A 17,942-nucleotide genomic window follows, 5' to 3' on the forward strand; every position below is an offset into this window, starting at 1 on the left:
GGCTGACCGGCGTGCTGGTCGTACTCGCCGTCATGGTCGTCGGGACGGGCGCGCTCGGCGCCGCCCTCCTGTCGCACACCACGACGGCCGGGAACCGGCTCGTCGACGGGATTCTGCCCGCCCAGCGGGACGCCCTGCGGCTGGAATCGGCCCTCCTGGACCAGGAGACCGGTGTCCGCGGCTACCTGCTGACCGGCGAACCCGCGCTCCTGGAGCCGTACGAACGCGGCTTGGCCGACGAAACGACAGCCGTCCGCCACCTGTCCACGCTCCTCGACGGCGACACCGGTGTGCGCGAGGACCTGGCGGCCGTCGAGGCAGCGGCCCGGACCTGGCGCGGGGAGTTCGCGGCCCCGGCCATGGCCTCCGTCGAGGACGGCACCGCACCGCCCTCCCTCCAGGCGGGCAAGGACCGCTTCGACGAGGTCCGCCGCCGCATCGCCGCGCAGCAGGCACGCCTCGACCGCATCCAGGCCGACGCCCGCACCACCTTGGCAGAGGCGCGCTCGCAGCGCGACCACATCCTGATGGCGATCGCCGTGGCGTTCCTGCTGGCCGGAACGGCCCTCGCCGTCCTACTCCACGTGGGGGTGCTGCGGCCGCTCGCCCTGGTGCGGACCGCTTCCCAGCGCGTGGCCGACGGGGCCTTCGACCACGAGATCCCCCTGCGCGGCCCGTCCGATCTGCGGGACCTGGCCGGGGCGGTGGAGGCCATGCGGCACCGGACCGTCGCCGAGCTCAACGCCTCGCGGCGCAACGCGGAGCGGCTCGACCGCACGGCCGCCGAACTCGACGCCCAGGCAGTGGAGCTGCGCCGCTCCAACGCCGAGCTGGAACAGTTCGCGTACGTGGCCTCGCACGACCTCCAGGAACCGCTGCGCAAGGTGGCCTCCTTCTGCCAACTGCTGGAGAAGCGCTACGGGGACCGGCTCGACGAGCGCGGCGCCCAGTACATCGGCTTCGCCGTCGACGGCGCCAAGCGGATGCAGGTTCTGATCAACGACCTGCTGGCGTTCTCCCGGGTGGGCCGCGTACAGGACGCGCGGGAGACGGTCGCGCTGGACGGCCCTCTGGACCGGGCTCTGCGCAACCTGGCGGCCGCAGTGGAGGAGAGCGGCGCGGAGATCATCCGTCCCGAGCGTCTCCCGGCTGTGGTGGGGGACCCGACCCTCCTGACCATGCTGTGGCAGAACTTGGTGGGCAACGCCGTCAAGTTCCGCTCGCCCGAGCGAACTCCGCGCGTCGAGGTCGCCGTCGTCGACGACCCCGCCGCGGAGGCGGGATTCCACACCTTCACCGTCACCGACAACGGCATCGGAGTACCCGCCGAGTTCGCCGAGAAGGTCTTCGTCATCTTCCAGCGGCTGCACGGTCGGGAAACCTACGGCGGAACCGGAATCGGCCTCTCGCTGTGCAAGAAGATCGTCGAGCACGCCGGCGGGCGGATCCGGATCGACACCGACCACGTGGACGGCACCCGGATCGTCTTCACCCTCCCCGACGCCGCCGTCGCGACCACTCCCGCGGCCGTCGGCGCGGAGACGCCCCGGACCGCCGGGCCCGGCGCAGACACGGCGCCGCCCACCCCCCTGCCCACACAAGGAACCAGCCGATGAGCACTCCCGCAGACCGTCCCCAAGCCACCCCCGCCGAAGTCCTCCTGGTCGAGGACGACGCCGGCGATGAGCTGATGACCCGCGAAGCCTTCGAAGACAACAAAATAGGGAACGTGCTGCACGTGGTGCGGGATGGCCTGGAGGCGCTGGACTTCCTCTACCGCCGCGGCGAGCACGCGAACGCCCCGCGCCCCGATCTGATCCTGCTCGACCTGAACCTGCCCAAGTACGACGGCCGGCAGGTCCTCGAACGGATCAAGACGGATCCCGAGCTGAACCACATCCCCGTGGTCGTGCTCACCACCTCGGCCGCCGAGGAGGACATCCTGCGCAGCTACAAGCTGCACGCTAACGCCTACGTGACGAAGCCGGTGGACCTCGACCAGTTCATCCGGGCCATCCAGCAGATCGACGACTTCTTCGTCACCGTGGTCAAACTGCCCCGCACCGGCTGACGGAGGAGAAGGACGTGAGCAGCATGGACACGCACGATGCCGAGGCGCGCGGTCATGTCGAGACCCGGTCCGACGGTGACGTGCGCATCGTCGTGATGGCGGGTGAGTTCGACATCGACACCGTAGCGGACCTGCGCACCGCGCTGGATCCCGCGGCGCCCGGTGTCAGCCGGTTCGTCCTGGACGTCACCGCGGTGACCTTCGTCGACTCGGCCGCGCTCGGCATCATGCTGCAACCCGCCGTCCTGGACCGGCCGGTGGTCCTGGCGGGTACCGTGCCGCGCCGGCTGGCCCGGCTCCTGGAGATCACCGGCGCCGACCTGGCCTTTGCCACCGCACCCACCGTCGCCGAGGGAGCGGTCATGGCCGTCCCGCCGCGCCGGGGCTGAACCTGCCCCGGGGACTCCCCGACCGGTTTGGGATCCGGATTCCCGGCCATACGGGCGTCGAACAGACTTCGGCGTCCGCCGTGCTGCCCGTCCCGACACCGGTCGGGGCGGGCAGCACGGCGTGCCGGGCGGGAGGGGAAGGGTGATGACCACACGCGAAGAGGACGCTCCCGCGTCCGTACGGCGAGCCGGACACCCGGGGCGCGCCGGATCCCTGGGGCGCGACGCGGTGCTCGCGCTCGGGCTGCTGGGCACCGGCATCGGCGGCGTCGCGGCCTTCCTGAAGGCCGCCGCCGGGGCGGGCGGGGGCGGGCTCCCGCCGGCCCTGGTCGCCGCCCTCGCGCTGCTGCTGCTCGGCGTGCTCCTGGCGAAATGGGGCTTCTCTCCGGTCCGGCGCCCGGTCCGCACCCCCGGGCCCGCGGCGCACCCGGAGCCGCCGGTGGACCTGCCCGACGTCGGGGGTGACGCGCTCGACCACACCGCGGTCGACGCCGACGGCTTCGAGCACACGGTGGCCGCCCTGTGCGCGCGGGACGGATGCGTAACGGTCGAGGTGGTCGGCGGGGCGGGCGACCTGGGAGCCGATGTCCTGGCCACGACGGCGGACGGGCGGCGGGTGGTGCTCCAGTGCAAGCACTACGCCGAGGGCAACCGGGTCGGCTCGCAGGATCTGCAGCGCTTCGGCGGCACCTGCTTCGCGGTCCACGAGGCCGACGTGGCGGTCATCGTGACGACCAGCTCCTTCACCGCGCCCGCCGTCGAGTACGCCGATGTCTGCAGGATCGTACGGGTGGACGGGGAGGGCCTGGCCGCCTGGACCGAAGGGCGGGCGCCCGCCCCCTGGGAATCCGGCCCCGGCGAGCCCGCGCCCGCCGCCGCGCACGCCCCCGCCCGGGGAACCGCTCCGTGACGGCGGCCGGCAGCGGCACCCCGGTGGACGGAACCGAGCCCGACGGCCGGGACCTCGCTTGACTGGCGGTCGACACGGCGGGTAAGGAGGGGCTGTTCATCGCGCAAGGTGTGAGACGGGGGACTTATGAAGCCGCTCGAAACGGGTGATCCCACTTCGCTCGGCGAGGGCCGGTACCGGCTGGTGGGGCGGCTCGGCCAGGGGGGCATGGGTGTGGTCTACCTGGGCCGCTCCCAGTCCGGCCGTGCGGTCGCCGTCAAGGTCGTGCGTCCGGAGCTGAGCACCGAGCCCGGATTCAGGCGCAGGTTCGCCGACGAGGTCGCGGCGGCGCGGCGGGTCGGCGGCTTCCACACCGCGCCGGTGGTCGACGCCGATCCGGACGGGGATCCGGCCTGGCTGGTGACCGCCTTCGTACCCGGTCCCACCCTGCAGGCCGTACTCGCGCGCGTCGGATCGCTGCCCCTGGACACACTCACCGTCCTGGCCGCCGGCCTGGCCGAGGCGCTGGAGGCGATCCACCGAGCGGGGGTCATCCACCGCGATCTCAAGCCCGCCAACATCATCGTCGCGGAGGACGGGCCGCGCGTCATCGATTTCGGCATCGCGCGCGCCTTGGACGGAACGGCTCTGACACAGACCGGCCTGCAGGTCGGCACGCCGGGCTTCCTGGCACCCGAGCAGCTCACCGGCGGTGCAGCGGTCACCCCTGCCGTCGACATGTTCGCGCTGGGGGTGGTGCTGACCCAGGCCGCGGGCGGCACGCCCTTCGGCGACGGCCCGTCCGCCGCCAGGCACTACAAGGTGGTCTACGAGGATCCGGACCTGACCGCGGTACCCGGTGAACTCCGCGAGGCCATCGGCGCCTGCCTGGCCAAGGACCCGGCCGCACGACCCACCCCGGCGGCCTTCCTCGCCACACTGACCGTCCGCCACCCGGAGGACGGGTCCTGGCTGCCCGAGGCGGCGACGCAGCTGCTCCCGCCCCCGGAACCGGCGGTGCGTCCCACCACGCCGGACAACCCGCCGGCGACCGCACAGGACAACCCGCCGGCGGACCCGCCGGACACCGCGCGGGGCCTTCCGGCACCGGATGCCGCCCGACCCGCCGCCGGGGAGTCCTCCCGTACCGAGCAGCGGCACACCGTGACCGGCCCCGCCGAGCGGCTCTCCCCCGCCGCCGCGCCCGCGCGGGCGGTTCCGGGGCGGGACGGGCGTCGCCGCGCAGCGGTGGCCGCGTTGCTCGTGACGTCACTCGCGGCCGTCGGCGTGCTGGTGTGGCAGCCCTGGAAGGACTCGGCCGAGGACGGTTCCAAGCCCCGTGCGGCCGCGCCCACCGGTTCCGCCGCCGTGCCCGCCCCGTTCCCGGCCGATCCCCTGCTGATCCGGCAGGACACCGCCCCGGGCTGGCCCGGGACCTGCCACGGCGTCATCGCCCGCCGGGACGCCGCCGCGGAGAAACCCGTGCAACTCGTGGCCGGGGGCGCGGGCGCCTGCGACGTCCTGCCCCAGTGGTCCCCCGACCGCAGGTCGTTCGCCTTCACCCGCAGCACCTCGGAGGGGACGGCCGTCTGGACCGCCAACGCCGACGGTTCGAACGCGCGGCGGATCACCTCCATCGCCGGCGGCCGGGTGTCCTGGTCGCCGGACGGCAGCCGGCTCGCCGTGCTGCGCGCCAAGAACGGCGTACAGCAGTTGTTCGTGGTCGATGTCGCCGATGGCACGGCCCGCCAGCTCACCTCGGGCATGGGCCAGGTCGAGGATCCGGCGTGGTCCCCGGACGGCAGGAGCATCGCGGTCTGCCTGCAGACCGCACCGGAAAACTGGCAGATCCACCTGGTCGACCCCGCCGACCCGAACCGTGCCCCGCAGCAGGTCACCCGGCTGCCCCATCCGGCACTCGACCCGGTGTGGTCACCGGACGGCGCCACCTTCGCCTACACGGCCGGGACCTACGGCGCGGGCACCCAGGGCGACATCCGCCTCGTGGGCGCCGACGGCAGCGGCGATCGTGAGCTGGTGGCCACCGGCGCCCATGAGATGGACCCCGCCTGGTCCGCCGACGGCACCTGGGTGGCCTTCGTCCGCGGCCCGTACGAGAAGCCTGTGATCCGGGCCGTGCGCGCGGACGGGACCGGCGAGCGTGCGCTGACGACCGGCGACGCTGCCGAGGGCCATCCGTCCTGGAGTTGAGGACGGCCGAAGCCGCCGCGGGCCGGCCCCGCTCGGGGCGGCGGGCTCGGTGGCGGGCCCGGTCCGCATCCTCCGCCCCCGGTGGGGCGGGTCAGCCCAGCACGAGCGGGAAACGCACCGCCGCACCGCGCAGTTCGGCCCGTTGTGCACCGGTGGGCTCGCTGCGGCCGGTGCCGATCAGGAGTGCGTCCCGGTCGGAGAAGGACGTGGGGAACGCGGTCCCGGCGATCTCCTCCAGCATGGTGCGGGAGCGGGCCAGGCCCGCTCCGGGCGGCGGGGTCGGGGCGTCCGGGAGGTGGGCGATCAGGTCCAGATGGTGCAGCGTCCACTCCAGGACGTACGCGCCCAGGTAGTCGGCGACGGTGAGAACCTCGTCGCGGGTTCCCACACGGGCCCGCGGGTCCGCGAGTTCGGCCGCACGGCCGGCGGCGGAGCCGATGTCGTCGAGGTGGAAACGGAGCAGGCCCGGGTCCTCGTACGCGGCGGCCAGCCGGACGGTGAGGGCGTCGAGCGGGTCCTCGCCGGTCGGGGGCCGGTCCTGGACGCGCCAGTAGCTCATCGCGTCGACGGTGGGCTCCGCCGCGGTGGGGGTGGCGAGCGTGATCAGGACGTCCTGGGCATCGATGACCAAGTGGCACACGAGGTCCCGCACGAGCCAGCCCGCGCAGCCCGACGGCCGCACGAAGTCCGGGTCCGGGATCTCGGCGACCGCGGTGCGCAACGCCGTCCAGGAAAGGGTGAACAGGCCCATGGCGGTACCGTAGCGCGGCGCCGCCACGGCGGGCCAGCACGGCTGTCCGGTCCGGCGGGGGTGCCTCCCGGCCGGCGCCGTCGGTGGTGGACCGGGTTGCCGCCGGCTCGGGTCGGGCCATCGGACGCACGGTGGCCGCCGGTCGTCGGGCCGGGACCCGGGCCGGGCCGGGCCGGTCTGTCGACCGGGGCTCGGGGGCGGTCGCGCCCCCGAGCCCCGGCGCCCTGGCTGCGGCCGGCGGGGTGCTCAGGTCACCAGGCGCAGCGATGTTTCCGCGATGCCCAGCCGGACGCTCTGGCCCCAGGTCAGCTCCAGGGCGTCGCTCTCCATGCCGTCGCCGAACACCACGATCCGGTCCGACTCCACGGTCAGCCGCAGTGCCTGTCCCCGCACCAGCTCACCGGCGACGTTCGTCGTTCCGGTGGCGGGAGAGGGCCATGCCTCCCGGACGAACCACAGGAGCCGCGGGTCGCAGGGTGCGGGCAGGCGCAGTCGGCTGCCGCGCTCCAGCCAGAGTGAGCGCAGCCAGCCGGTGGCACCGGTACCGGTGCCCACCAGCACCCCGGAGGACGCCTGGGCCTCCCCCGGGCTCGTGTCGCCGTCGGAGCCGAGGCGGTAGCGTGCCGTCTGGTGGCCCGGCGAGCCCAGGTAGATCTCGTTGAGGGCGAGGAGGCGCTGGGTGTCGTCGGCGACGGCCTCGACCATGGTCAGCTCGTCCGCCGGGATCCCGGCGGACGCCGCGCGCAGCAGTGCGGGTGCGTCGGAGCTGCGGTGGCGGACCAGGACCCCCGGGTTGCGTCCCGGTTCGGTGTCGATGCCGACCACCGGCTGTCCGTGCAGGTACTTCGCGGTGTTGGCGACGAGGCCGTCCTGGCCGACCACGACCACCACGTCCTCCGGGGCGAACAGGAACCGGTCCAGGTCCGCCCGCTCCACGCGGGAGCTGCGCCAGGTGAGCGGCACGGCGGCGGCCACCTCCCGCAGTGCCTGTTGTACGCGGTCGTGGCGGCGGAGCACCTCGTCGATCGTGCGGCCCCGGCTGGAGAGGGCGAACGCGGCCTGCCCGTGCGTCCCGTGCCGGGCGAGCAGTTCCTCGTACTCGGTCCTGCGGTGCACGATCACCGCCCGCGGGGCCAGGCTCACGCGCCCGAACCTCCTTCCGGACGCCCGAGCCTGCCGAGGAGCCCGGTGAGGACGTCGGGCGAGAGTGTGATGCTGTCGATCCGCGGCAGGTTCTCCGCCAGCCTGGTCGCCGCCAGGGCGTGCAGCGTGGCCTGGTCGACCTCGCCGTGCACCCGCAGCCAGGCGGCCTGGGCCTCGGCGCGGGCCGCGCCGGTCTCGCGCTCCGCCTCGGCGTCCGCGCGGGCCAGGCGGACCTTGCGGGCCGCCTCGGTCTCGGTGCGGATGCCGTCGGCAGCCGCCTTCTCCTCGGCCTCGCGGCGGGTGTTGGTGCCGCGCTGGTCGATCAGCTGCTCCTCGCGCCGGGCCAGTTCGATCTGGCTGGCCAGCTCGTTCTCGGCGATGGCGCGCTCCCGCTCGACGGCTACGGCCCGCCGTTCGTAGGTGGCCCGGTCCGCTTCCTGCTGGATCTGCTCGCGGGCCGGGGTGCGCAGGGCGCGCTCCACCTCGGCCTCGGGGCGGATCGCCACGACCCGGACGGCCACCACATCGATGCCGGTGGCGGGGAGCCTGGGCTCGTCGGCGAGACCCGCGGTGACGCTCGCCCGCACCGAGGCGACGCCGTCCACCAGGGCGACGGCCAGCGAAGTCCGGGCCAGTACGTCCAGCGCGTGCTGCTGCGCGGTCTCGGTGAGCAGCGTGGCGATCTGCTCCAAGGGGGCCCCGCGCCAGCTCCCGGTGTCCGGGTCGAGGGAGAAGTCGAGTCGTTCCGCGGCTTCGGCCGGGTCGCTGATCCGATAGGTGACGGTGGCCTGCACGGCGACGTCCTGGAAGTCGGACGTGCGGGCGTGGAAGGCCATGGCCAGCTCGCGGTCGTCGACCGGCACTTCGGAGAGCGCGGCCGAGAGAGCCCGGAACCAGAAGCTGAGCCCCCGTCCGTCGTGCACGATCCGGCCGCGCCTGTGGTGGCGGATGTGGGCGGTGGGCGCGGAGCGCAGGTGCCGCCAGCCGAAGCGCCGGGTGATGTCGGCCATGGAGAACCCCCTCAATGTCGTCACTGCGACGATAAGAGGAGCCGCCTCATATCGTCAAGGGGACGAGAAAGGGGCGGCGATGCCGGCCGGGGCCTGCCGCCCCCGTCGGCAGCGGCAGGGCTGCCGTCACCCCTTCGGACAGATGCCCTCCAGTGCCCGCGGCAGCGGGTAGCCGCGCTCCGGGGGAAGCAGCCGCCGGGCCTTGTCCGCCTGCCCGCTTCGGATCAGGGCCGCGGCTTTGCGGACGGCGGGCGTGCAGTCGGTGATGCCGACGATCCATTCGTCGTTGAACGTACGGATCAGGTGGCGGCCGATGCCCACCTGGATGCTGTAGTGGTTGAGTGCCGCTCCGCGGGAGGAGCGCTCCGGGTCCCACTGGACGTGTACCGCCGCCCGGGCCAGGGCCGTTGGCTCCGCCGTCGTGAGTACGGCCCGGGACAGGGCCTCCTCCCAGCCCTGCCGGGTCATCCGCACCCCGAGAACGCGCTCCTGGCCGGGCTTGCCGGCCCAGTTGCTGCGGTGCATCGGCAACAGGAACGACGGCTTGATCCACGTCATCCTGTGGAAGGAGAACGGTGCGGCGAAGCGACCCGCCCGCAGCGCCGCGTCGGCGATGGCGGGACCGTACGCCTGGTAGACCACGATCGTGCGGGCATCAAAGTCGGCGCGGATCTGGTAGAGGGATGCCATGCGACGTACCCTGCCGAACCGCCGCTTCCCTGGCAATCCACATTCGGCGGCCACCACCCGGCCCCCGTCGGGAAGCCCCCGCGCACCCGGCGGGCGAGCGGGGGCGGCGGGCCCGGAGGCCCGGAGGCCCGGACATGGTGTCAGGTGCGCGCGTCCGTCAGTTCCGTGGGGGTCGGCGGGGAGGACGCGCGCTGGTGGGGAACGGCCGCGTGCGGGATCGGCGCCGGGAGCCCGTCGTGCTGAAGGGCGACGGTGTGCGTCGGAGCCGGGATCGAGATGCCCTCGGCACGGAAGCGCCGGTGCAGGCGCTTGATGAACTCGTGTTTGATCCGGTACTGGTCGCTGAACTCGCCGACACCCAGGATGACGGTGAAGTTGATGCGTGAGTCCGCGAACGTGTGGAAGCGGACGGCACCCTCGTGGTCGGGGACCGCGCCGTTGATGTCGGCCATCACGCCGTCGACGACGTCGAGGGTCACCCGCTCGACGTGCTCCAGGTCGCTCTCGTAGCCCACGCCCACCTGGACCAGGATCGAGAATCGCTGTTCCGGCTGGGTGAAGTTGGTCATGTTCGTCCGCGCGAGGCGACCGTTGGGGATGATGACCAGGTTGTTCGACAGGTTCCGCACCACGGTGTTGCGCCAGTTGATGTCGACGACATAGCCCTCCTCGCCGCTGGTGAGCCGGATGTAGTCGCCCGGCTGGACGGTCTTCGAGGCGAGGATGTGGACGCCTGCGAAGAGGTTGGCGAGGGTGTCCTGGAGCGCCAGGGCGACCGCCAGACCGCCCACGCCGAGGGCGGTGACCAGGGGTGCGATGGACACGCCGAGGGTTTCCAGGGCGACGAGGAGGCCCATCACGAGGACCACGATGCGGGTGATGTTGACGAAGATGGACGCCGAGGCGGCCACCCCGGTACGCGCCCCCGCCACCGACTGGACCAGGCCCGCGACGACCCGCGCCGTGCTGAGCGTGGCGATGAGGATGAGCAGCGCGGTCAGGCTCTGGTTCACGAACCCCGAGACGCGCGCGGTGAGCGGCAGGGTGGTGGCGGCCACGGCGGCGCCCGCGATCACCGCGGCGCCCGGCGCGATGGTGCGCAGCGCATCGACGATGATGTCGTCGCCGCGCCAGCGGGTGCGCTCGGCGTGCCTCCCCAGCCAGCGCAGCAGGGCGCGCAGCAGCAGTCCGGCCGCGGCGCCCGCCGCCAGGGCGATGCCCGCCGCCAGCCAGTCGTGCAGGAGGAGATCCCGGTTCAACGGGCCTCCCCGGCTGCGCGCCGCCGGCCGGGGGTTGCGCCGGCGGACACCGCCGGACGTCGTAGGAGGCGTGTCGTCACCTTGTCACCTGTCAGTTCGTCGTGGCGTAGGCCGTCTTCGGGCGTGTGTACGCATCCGGAACGGGCTGCCATCCTGCCCCATGACGGGGTGACGCACCGCAGGCGGGGCCACGACTACCCTCGCACGGCCGCCTGTTCGAGGACCGCGCGGACCTCCGCGGTGATCGCGCTCTCGTTGCGTTCGAACTCGGGGCTGGTCAGCAGCCGGGGGTCGGTCGGCAGGCCGGTGAGCACGGGGGTGTGGAGGTGGCCGCCGGGCAGGTGCGGGGCGAGTCCGGCGCGCAGCCGGTTGGAGCGGTAGGCGACCTCGTTGGACAGGTAGCCGCCCCCGCCGCCCGCGACGGCGCGTGAGCCGGGCGTGGGGCCGTCGGTCCGGTCGACGGGGGCCGTGCCGCCCGCGGGGATCTCGGTCACGTCGCTGTTGAGGAGGACCGGGTAGGGGGTCTGCACGGCCGCGGTCACCGCTTCGGCGGGCAGCGTGGTGCGGATGAACTCGGGCCCCGGGCCGAGGCCGGGGGCCGTCACCGGACGCTCCCGGGTGCCGCCGGAGAGGGCCCGCGCGTTGTCCGGGTACGGGTCGGCGGACCTGGCGCGTCCCGCCCAGTCCTCCAGGGTGAAGATGCCGGGGTAGCCCTGGCTGACGGTGGTGATGATGTCGGCCTGGGCGGGGCCCTCGGTCAGCTGCGGGGTGAAGGCCCGCTCCACCATGCCGGCGTCGAAGTCGGCGTACCGCACGGGCAGGACGACGGCGCGGATCTCGGCCGGGGTGCCGTCGGCGAGAATGACGCGCCGTCCGTTCAGCTGGAGGGCGGCCGATCCCGACGGGTTGGCGCGGCGGATCTCCGCATCGAGCCCGAAGGGGTCGAATCCACTGATGAAGATCCTCCGTACGCCGGGTGCCGTCCTGAAGGCGTTGCCGACGAGGCCCCGGGAGGCGTCTTCGAAGCGGGCGCGCAGGGCCGCCTTGTCGACGGTGAACTCCGGCTGCCAGCGGGCGAGCGCCGCGGTCATCGCGAGCCGCGCCCAGTACAGCGGCCGGTCGTCCCCGGGGGCGAGGTCGCCTCCGGGACGCTGCCCCTGGGCCCGCCGTACCGAGGCCTGCCAGAGGGCCTGGCCCCAGGAGTCGAGGAGCCGTTCGGACTCGGCGCGACCGCGGGCCGTGCACAGGGCAGCGGGGAACCTCCGTACGAAGTCAGCGAAGCCGGCTCGCTCGATGAGGGCCGTGGTACGGCTGTCCGCGAGCCGGGACTGCTCGGCGTCGAGCGGACCGGAGGCCGGGGGGCGGCAGGCGGACGTGCCGGCGGCGGCAGCGGGTGCGGGCGCGGCGAGCGTGACCGGGAGGACGGTGAGGAGGAGGGCGGCGGCCGATGCCGCGCGACGTAAGAGCGTCATACGATGTGACATTACATAGCGACTTCGACCCTCACCAGACGCACTGGCCGCGGCGGGCGTTCCCCGGCCGGGCCGCGCGCGTCGAGGCGATCGGAGGCGGGGATGCCCCGCCGCCCCGCGACAGCCCGCAGGGGTGACGGCTCAGCCGATGCCGAAGTAGGTCGTGAGCCCGCCGAGCATGAGCTGGATGCCGATGGTGGCCACGAACAGGCCGCCGACCGGGTCATGATGGCCATGGACTGGGCCGACATGTTCATCCGGTCGGCCAGCAGCAGATGCCCCACCGGAACCAGGGCCACGGTGATGCCGACGGCGATCAGGGCGGCGATCGGACCCGACCAGCCGTCCCCTGTCGAAGCAATGGTGATCGCCGAGGTGATGGCCCCCGGGCCCGCCATGAAGGGAATGGCGTAGGGCACCACGATGGAGCCTTCCGCCGACTGCGGCGGGGGCGGCTCGTGGGCGGGCGCACCGCCGTGTCCGCAGGAGAGCGGGGAGGCGTGCGCCACGGCAGGTACGGACCGGTCCGGGCCCGGCGGGTCTGCCTGAAAGGGCACCTCTGCTGCACGGACCGGTGCACGTCCGGGCAGAGAGCCGGCACCCGGCCGCGATCCATGGCTTCACGTCGGGACATCAGCTGATAATGCTTCAGAACCCCTGGTCGCGACGCGTGGCCGTCCTTGAGGGGTGTGGCCCGGCAACCGCGCGACGCGGTTTCCCCGACGTATGAGAAGGCGATCGCGTGAGTCCCAGGCACTCCCGAACGGCACGGAAGACCGACGACCCATCGCTGCTGTCCTCCCGCCGTTCCGCGGCCCCTCAGCCGGCGCCCGCGGCGCCCGCGGGGCTGATGGGACTGCAGGCGAGCGCGGGCAACGCCGCAGTCGTGCAGATGCTCCGACGGGCCGCCGCCGACCGGGACCAGGAGGAGCACCGGCACACTGCCGGATGCGGACACCAGCAGCCCGAACGGCACGCCGTGCAGCGGTCCGCCGTTCACGACGTCCTGCGCGCTCCGGGACGCCCCCTGGACGATGCCACCCGCGCCGACATGGAGGCCCGGCTCGGCGCGGACTTCTCCGACGTACGCATCCATGACAACGGCGCCGCCAAGGCCTCGGCGGCCGAAGTCGGTGCCCGTGCCTACACCTCGGGCAGCCATGTCGTCATCGGCGCCGGCGGCGGCGACCAGCACACCCTCGCCCACGAACTCACCCACGTCATCCAGCAGCGCCGGGGGCCGGTCGCGGGAACCGACAACGGTGCGGGCCTGAAGGTCTCCGACCCGTCGGACCGGTTCGAGCGTGAGGCGGAGGCGAACGCGAGCCGGGTCATGACACCCGGCCACCGGGCCGCCACGGACGTCCAGCGCCAAGCGGCACCGACAGCCTCAGCCGGTTCCCGCCCCGCGGTGCAGCGCGTCGAGGACCCCCAGGAACGGTTGACGGTCGAGTACTGGGAGGGCAAGGCGGGAATGGGCGGATCCAGCAGCTCGGCCGCCAAGGCGAAGTCCGCGCAGATCGCCGCATCCAAGAAGAGCGCGAAGGGGTTCAAGGCCAGCAAGCCTCCGCGCAAGATCGATGAGGTCATCGCCACCGTCGGCCCCAAGCTCCTGGACGCTCTGGCCGCAATGCCGGAAGGCTCCGGGCGGATGGAGCTGTACCGTTCCATGAGCTTCGACGAGGCGAAGAGCGCCCTGGACTACTGGGGTAACGAAAGCGCGCGCAACGAGATGACGACGTACATAGCCGGCGGTGAGGGCACGGCGAAGGAGTTCCGGCAGAGGGGCTACACCGGGATGACGATCGGGGCCCATCTCGGCGACCAGGGTCAGGCCGACGGATACTACGACACCCAGGGTGAACCCTACGCGGTCCAGCTGAAGTTCACCCTGAAACCTGGCGCCCACGAACTCCTCTTCGACCAGCGCCATATGGCGCTCGGCCCCGGTTACAAGAACGACCTGATCCGCAAGGCGAACGAAAGCGGCGGGGCCTACCAGAACGCGAACGCGAACGAGGGCACCCTGGGCGGGTACATCGGGGTGAAGGCCGAAGACAAGGAACCGTACAGCCTGGGAATCGCGCAGGGGAACAACGGCAAGAACGGCCGGGAGCTCGGCGCGAGCCAGCTGCTCTTCCAGCTGTTCGTCGAGAACGTCGAACTCGTGAAGAACAGGTCCGGACGGGAACTGCCCGGCGCGGCGGTCCCGCAGGAACTGGCCGTCTGAGAAGCCGTCCTGCGGTCCACGTACCCCCGGTCGCCGCCGGGCCGCGCGAAACCCGTTGGACGGGACGGGCCGGCGGTGCCACTGTCTGACCGTGACCATGATCAAAAATGCCTCCGTAGCTGTTCCGCTGGCCGACGGCCTCGTCCTGCGCGAGGCCCGGCCCGCGGATCTCGACCGGATCGGTGCGCTCCTGTCCGAGCGCGGCGATCCGGACGACGCCGTCGACCACCGGCTGGTCGTCACCGATCCCGACGCGGGCTGGTCCGCCTGTGCCGTGGTCGTCGACGGCGACCGGGTGGTGTCCACCGCGACGCTCCTGGACGAGGAGGTGCGCATCGGAGGGATCCGTCTTCCCGCCGGTCAGGTGGAGCTGGTCGCCACCGATAGCGCGTACGAGGGGCGCGGGCTCGTCAGGTCGCTCATGCGTTGGGCCCACGAGCGTTCCGCCGCCCGCGGTCACCTCGTCCAGGTGATGATCGGCATCCCCTACTTCTACCGGCGGTTCGGCTACGAGTACGCCATCGACGTACCGCAGGCGCTCCGCGTGAACACCGTGCCAGCGGGCGACGGCCGGGCCACGCTGCGCGCCGCACGGCCCTCCGACATCGCCTCCATGGCCGCTCTGCAGGCCTCGGCCCAGCGCGGCTTCGACGTGGCCGTGCCCCACTCCGCGGCGTGCTGGCGATGGCTCCTCGACCACGAGTCGAGCAGCCTGCGGGTCCTGGAGGAGGACGGCGCGGTCATCGCCACCGGGCGCACCACGTCCGCCGGCGAAGGGATCCTCCTGGCCGAGGCCGCGGCACGCGACGAGTCCGCTGCACGGAGCCTCCTGAGCGGTGTCGCCGCCCTGGCACCCGGCGGCCCGGTGCGGATCGTCCATCGGGCAGGCACCGTGACGGACGGCGCCTGGCGGGAGTTCATCGAACCCGAACCGCGCCGGAGCGCGGAGCAGTACTACATCCGCGTCCCCGATGTCGCGGCGCTGCTCGACCGGCTGCGCCCGCTGTTTCGGCAGCGCCTGGCCACCGCCGGGATCGACCACACCGGCCGGGACATCGTCGTCTCCACCTTCGGCGCCCACTACCGGATTCCCGTTCTCGAGGACGGACTCGGAGAGGTCGTCACTGGCAGCGCAATGCAGTCGCCTGGAGCGGTGGGCGGCGCGGGGGTCGCCCCCGACCATCTGGCCGCCCTGCTCTTCGGACCGCACGGCATCGAAGGCCTGAGCCGGATCCGCCCCGACGTCTACGCCGCGGACGAGGAGCTGTTCCAGGCGCTGTTCCCGCCGCTCACCGCCGACGTGCTCAGCTACTACCTGCCGTACTAGTGGTGAACGGCCGGCGCTCGCCCAGGGAAGCCCTGAGGGCGTGGCGCCGGGTCGCCGAGGCGGGCGTGCCGTCCCGGGCCATCCCGGCCCGGGGCGTCCGCGGAGCCTGCCGGCTAGATGGAGCCGACGACCTTGCGGGGGACGACCCGGACCACGACGCGCGTGGCGTCGTCGACGGAGGCGGGGTTGAAGTCCCGGTAGTCCTTGCCGGTGTACTTGCGCGAGAGCTCGTTGATCAGCTCCTGACCGCCTTGCGTGGTCAGCTCGGCGGTGCCGCGCACCTCGGCGTAGGTGTAGGGCGCGTCGGGCGGGTTGATCATCACGGTGATACGCGGGTCACGGCGCAGGTTCTGCTCCTTCCTGCGCCCCTCGGTCGTGGAGATGAGCAGGTCGTCGCCGTCGCGCATGAGCCAGGTCACGGACAGTTGCGGGCTGCCGTCGGGCTGGATGGTCGCCACCGTCGCGAACATGGGGGAATCATCGATGATGCGCTTCAGATCATCGGAGAGTGCAGCAGACACGGGCGCAAGCCTTTCCGGAAGGGCGTTCCGTGCGCGTGGCACGGAACCCGACAACATCTGACCCTGGGTCACCATAGTCCCGTGACGGCGGCACTCAGTGTGACGGCACGGCTTGCCCTGCCGTGTCATGTCCGGTCAGGTCACGTGCGGGGGAGCGCTTCGACGTCGCACCGCAGCCGGAGAAGGCGGTCGCGACTTCGCGGCGGGCGGGTCAGATCTGCGGGTGCGGGTGCTCCCCCGGCCCGGATGGACGAACATCGCACTAGCGGGCCTCGCGGCGGTCCGGCAGCGCCGTGCCGCAACCACTGCAGTAGCGGGCGTCCGCCTCGATGGCGTGCCGGTGGCACCGCTCGCAGACCAGGTGCAGCGCGCACGGTTCGGGCGCGACCCCGGGGGTGGATCGTCCGATGCTCATGCCGCGCCGTCTGCGGTGGACGGTGAGCACGAGCAGCCCCTCGGAGCCGGCCAGCAGCGCCCGGGACGCTCCCCTCGGCAGCAGTCCCAGGAATCCGGGAACCAGCCGGGACGTGGTGCCGTCCAGGGTGAGGGTGCCGTCGCCCGCGACGACGACCAGCATCACGTCGACTTCGTCCTCGACATACGCCGACCCGCCGGTTCCGGGCAGGTGGCGCACCAGGTTCGCGTCCAGCTGCCGGTCGGCCACCTCCAGCCGCCACAGCGCGCCGCTCTCTCCCTGCGCCGCCGCCGCGACCAGCTCCGCGACCGTGACGAACTTCGCCTCCCGCACAGACCGTCTTTCCTTCACACCCGAGCCGAACCGCACCGCACCACGCCATGATCTCTCACCCGTCCACCCGCGGCGAACCCGCCGGGCGGCGTCGGACGTCGATCACATGGGGGAAGGCACCGCGGTGGAGGACCAAGTGGACGGATGTTCCCGGGCGGACGGTGGCGCCGAGGCGGCGGATCACCGTTGCCCCGGCGGCTCACGGACGGCTCAGCACCATCCACTGCTCGGGAACGTCCAACGGGGTGAAGCCGCTCCTGGCGTAGACCTCGTGCGCGTCCGCCGTGGCCAGCAGGACGCGGCGCAGGCCGTACGGGGCGAGGTGTTCGCGCACCGCCCCGACCAGTGCGGTGCCCAGCCCCTTGCCGCGCGCCTGGGGCGAGATGTACACGTCGCACAGCCACGCGAAGTCGGCCTTGTCGGTCACCACGCGGGCATAGCCGACCTGCCGGCCGGAAGCCCGCTCGTAGACGCCGAAGTTCAGGGAGCCCGCGATGGCCCGGTCCTGCTTCTCCCGGGACCGGTCGCGTGCCCAGTACGCGTCCTGCGACAGCCATCGGTGGACCAGGGCGGCATCGATCCGCGAGGTGTCGGCGGATATCTCGTACTCGGCGGGAAGGTCAGTGGTCATGGCCGCATCCAAGCAGTTCCGGCCACCCCTCCACCGCTGGTTTTCGACCCTCCGCATGATCACCGCGCGGAACCGGCGTGCGAGGATCCACGTTATGGATCATGGAACCGCATGGATGTACGGAACGGCGGGTGAGTCTTGCGCCGGGCCCGGGGACGCACTGCTCCTGGTGCGCCGTGCCGCCCGCACGGAGCCGGGCGGGCGCGTGGAGGCCCTGCTCGCCAGGTGCGTGCCGTGCGGTGGCGAGGAACGCGAGTTCGAGGTCGCCGCGGGCGAATGCTTCTGCGTGGGCTGCTGCATACCGCTCGGCATTGCGGACGGGGGCGTGCATCCGAGCGCCTACCCGTGGCGGCTCGAACCCACGGCGGCACCGCTGCCGACCGCCTCGCCGGGCCCGGGCCACGCACCGGCGGACCTGCCGCAGTGCCCCGCCGGCCACGACGTGTTCCAGGTCGCGGTTGCGCTCGCCTTCACCGCGGAGGGAACGCTGCGGAGCATCTCGGTCGGTCTGCGGTGCCCCGAGGACGGCGCCCTGTGCCTGTACGTCGACAACGCGCGCGTGGTGCCGCGCGCGGCCTGACCGGGCAGGGGGGCCGGCGG

General features: G+C 72.9%; 18 protein-coding genes. 8 read left to right on the forward strand and 10 right to left on the reverse strand.

The genetic code is table 11. The features are described 5' to 3' along the window. The first annotated feature begins 32 nt into the window (after nucleotides 1-32). The 5 genes from R4Z63_RS00335 to R4Z63_RS00355 all read left to right on the forward strand — a co-directional run bounded on the left by R4Z63_RS00335 (nucleotide 33) and on the right by R4Z63_RS00355 (nucleotide 5,560). Nucleotides 33-1,616: a sensor histidine kinase gene (locus R4Z63_RS00335; RefSeq protein WP_491522626.1), complete on the forward strand. Its 1,584-nt coding sequence runs from the start codon at nucleotides 33-35 to the stop codon at nucleotides 1,614-1,616. After that, the gene (locus tag R4Z63_RS00340; RefSeq protein ID WP_037922654.1) at nucleotides 1,613-2,071 is read left to right on the forward strand and encodes a response regulator; all 459 of its coding nucleotides are present in this window, start codon (nucleotides 1,613-1,615) and stop codon (nucleotides 2,069-2,071) included. The genes R4Z63_RS00335 and R4Z63_RS00340 overlap by 4 nt, the downstream gene beginning before the upstream one ends. A 23-nt stretch (nucleotides 2,072-2,094) precedes the next feature. Continuing rightward, on the forward strand, nucleotides 2,095-2,460 hold the full coding sequence (locus tag R4Z63_RS00345) for an STAS domain-containing protein (protein WP_052030731.1): 366 nt from the start codon (nucleotides 2,095-2,097) through the stop codon (nucleotides 2,458-2,460). A gap of 145 nt (nucleotides 2,461-2,605) precedes the next feature. Continuing rightward, nucleotides 2,606-3,370: a restriction endonuclease gene (locus R4Z63_RS00350; RefSeq protein ID WP_078556551.1), complete on the forward strand. Its 765-nt coding sequence runs from the start codon at nucleotides 2,606-2,608 to the stop codon at nucleotides 3,368-3,370. A 126-nt stretch (nucleotides 3,371-3,496) separates the two neighbouring features. Continuing rightward, on the forward strand, nucleotides 3,497-5,560 hold the full coding sequence (locus tag R4Z63_RS00355) for a protein kinase domain-containing protein (protein WP_384454814.1): 2,064 nt from the start codon (nucleotides 3,497-3,499) through the stop codon (nucleotides 5,558-5,560). A gap of 91 nt (nucleotides 5,561-5,651) precedes the next feature. Here the strand turns inward: R4Z63_RS00355 and R4Z63_RS00360 are convergent, their stop codons facing one another. From R4Z63_RS00360 to R4Z63_RS00390, 7 genes are all read right to left on the reverse strand, one after another. Continuing rightward, the gene (locus R4Z63_RS00360; RefSeq protein ID WP_384454817.1) at nucleotides 5,652-6,311 is read right to left on the reverse strand and encodes a maleylpyruvate isomerase N-terminal domain-containing protein; all 660 of its coding nucleotides are present in this window, start codon (nucleotides 6,309-6,311) and stop codon (nucleotides 5,652-5,654) included. 246 nt (nucleotides 6,312-6,557) lie between these two features. Then, on the reverse strand, nucleotides 6,558-7,454 hold the full coding sequence (locus R4Z63_RS00365) for a hypothetical protein (protein ID WP_384454819.1): 897 nt from the start codon (nucleotides 7,452-7,454) through the stop codon (nucleotides 6,558-6,560). Next, complete coding sequence (locus R4Z63_RS00370) at nucleotides 7,451-8,464, reverse strand: SPFH domain-containing protein (protein ID WP_384454822.1); 1,014 nt, start codon at nucleotides 8,462-8,464, stop codon at nucleotides 7,451-7,453. The genes R4Z63_RS00365 and R4Z63_RS00370 overlap by 4 nt, the downstream gene beginning before the upstream one ends. 126 nt (nucleotides 8,465-8,590) lie before the next feature. Then, nucleotides 8,591-9,154: a DUF4291 domain-containing protein gene (locus R4Z63_RS00375; protein ID WP_384454825.1), complete on the reverse strand. Its 564-nt coding sequence runs from the start codon at nucleotides 9,152-9,154 to the stop codon at nucleotides 8,591-8,593. 140 nt (nucleotides 9,155-9,294) lie between these two features. Continuing rightward, the gene (locus tag R4Z63_RS00380) at nucleotides 9,295-10,413 is read right to left on the reverse strand and encodes a mechanosensitive ion channel family protein (protein WP_384454828.1); all 1,119 of its coding nucleotides are present in this window, start codon (nucleotides 10,411-10,413) and stop codon (nucleotides 9,295-9,297) included. A 194-nt stretch (nucleotides 10,414-10,607) separates the two neighbouring features. Beyond that, complete coding sequence (locus R4Z63_RS00385; protein WP_384454831.1) at nucleotides 10,608-11,885, reverse strand: PA0049 C-terminal domain-containing protein; 1,278 nt, start codon at nucleotides 11,883-11,885, stop codon at nucleotides 10,608-10,610. Between the two features lie 11 nt (nucleotides 11,886-11,896). Then, nucleotides 11,897-12,307, reverse strand: a complete 411-nt coding sequence (locus tag R4Z63_RS00390; protein WP_384454834.1) for a hypothetical protein — start codon at nucleotides 12,305-12,307, stop codon at nucleotides 11,897-11,899. Nucleotides 12,308-12,735: 428 nt separating this feature from the next. Between R4Z63_RS00390 and R4Z63_RS00395 the strand changes: the two genes are divergently transcribed. Continuing rightward, on the forward strand, nucleotides 12,736-14,115 hold the full coding sequence (locus tag R4Z63_RS00395; protein ID WP_384454875.1) for an eCIS core domain-containing protein: 1,380 nt from the start codon (nucleotides 12,736-12,738) through the stop codon (nucleotides 14,113-14,115). A gap of 97 nt (nucleotides 14,116-14,212) precedes the next feature. Further along, a complete protein-coding gene (locus R4Z63_RS00400) occupies nucleotides 14,213-15,442 on the forward strand; it encodes a GNAT family N-acetyltransferase (protein WP_384454878.1) in 1,230 nt (409 codons plus the stop codon). Between the two features lie 113 nt (nucleotides 15,443-15,555). On the opposite strand, the gene R4Z63_RS00405 is transcribed toward R4Z63_RS00400, so the two are convergent. From R4Z63_RS00405 to R4Z63_RS00415, 3 genes are all read right to left on the reverse strand, one after another. Beyond that, nucleotides 15,556-15,963, reverse strand: coding sequence for a PPOX class F420-dependent oxidoreductase (locus R4Z63_RS00405; protein WP_037922636.1), 408 nt, complete (start codon nucleotides 15,961-15,963; stop codon nucleotides 15,556-15,558). A 262-nt stretch (nucleotides 15,964-16,225) separates the two neighbouring features. Next, the gene (locus R4Z63_RS00410; protein ID WP_384454838.1) at nucleotides 16,226-16,711 is read right to left on the reverse strand and encodes a hypothetical protein; all 486 of its coding nucleotides are present in this window, start codon (nucleotides 16,709-16,711) and stop codon (nucleotides 16,226-16,228) included. 199 nt (nucleotides 16,712-16,910) lie between these two features. Next, nucleotides 16,911-17,342, reverse strand: a complete 432-nt coding sequence (locus R4Z63_RS00415) for a GNAT family N-acetyltransferase (protein ID WP_037922631.1) — start codon at nucleotides 17,340-17,342, stop codon at nucleotides 16,911-16,913. Nucleotides 17,343-17,436: 94 nt separating this feature from the next. Here R4Z63_RS00415 and R4Z63_RS00420 point away from each other — a divergent pair, with 94 nt between their 5' ends. Then, nucleotides 17,437-17,922: a hypothetical protein gene (locus tag R4Z63_RS00420; protein WP_384454841.1), complete on the forward strand. Its 486-nt coding sequence runs from the start codon at nucleotides 17,437-17,439 to the stop codon at nucleotides 17,920-17,922. Nucleotides 17,923-17,942: the final 20 nt, after the last annotated feature.

The organism is Streptomyces sp. PL-29, assembly GCF_058344425.1.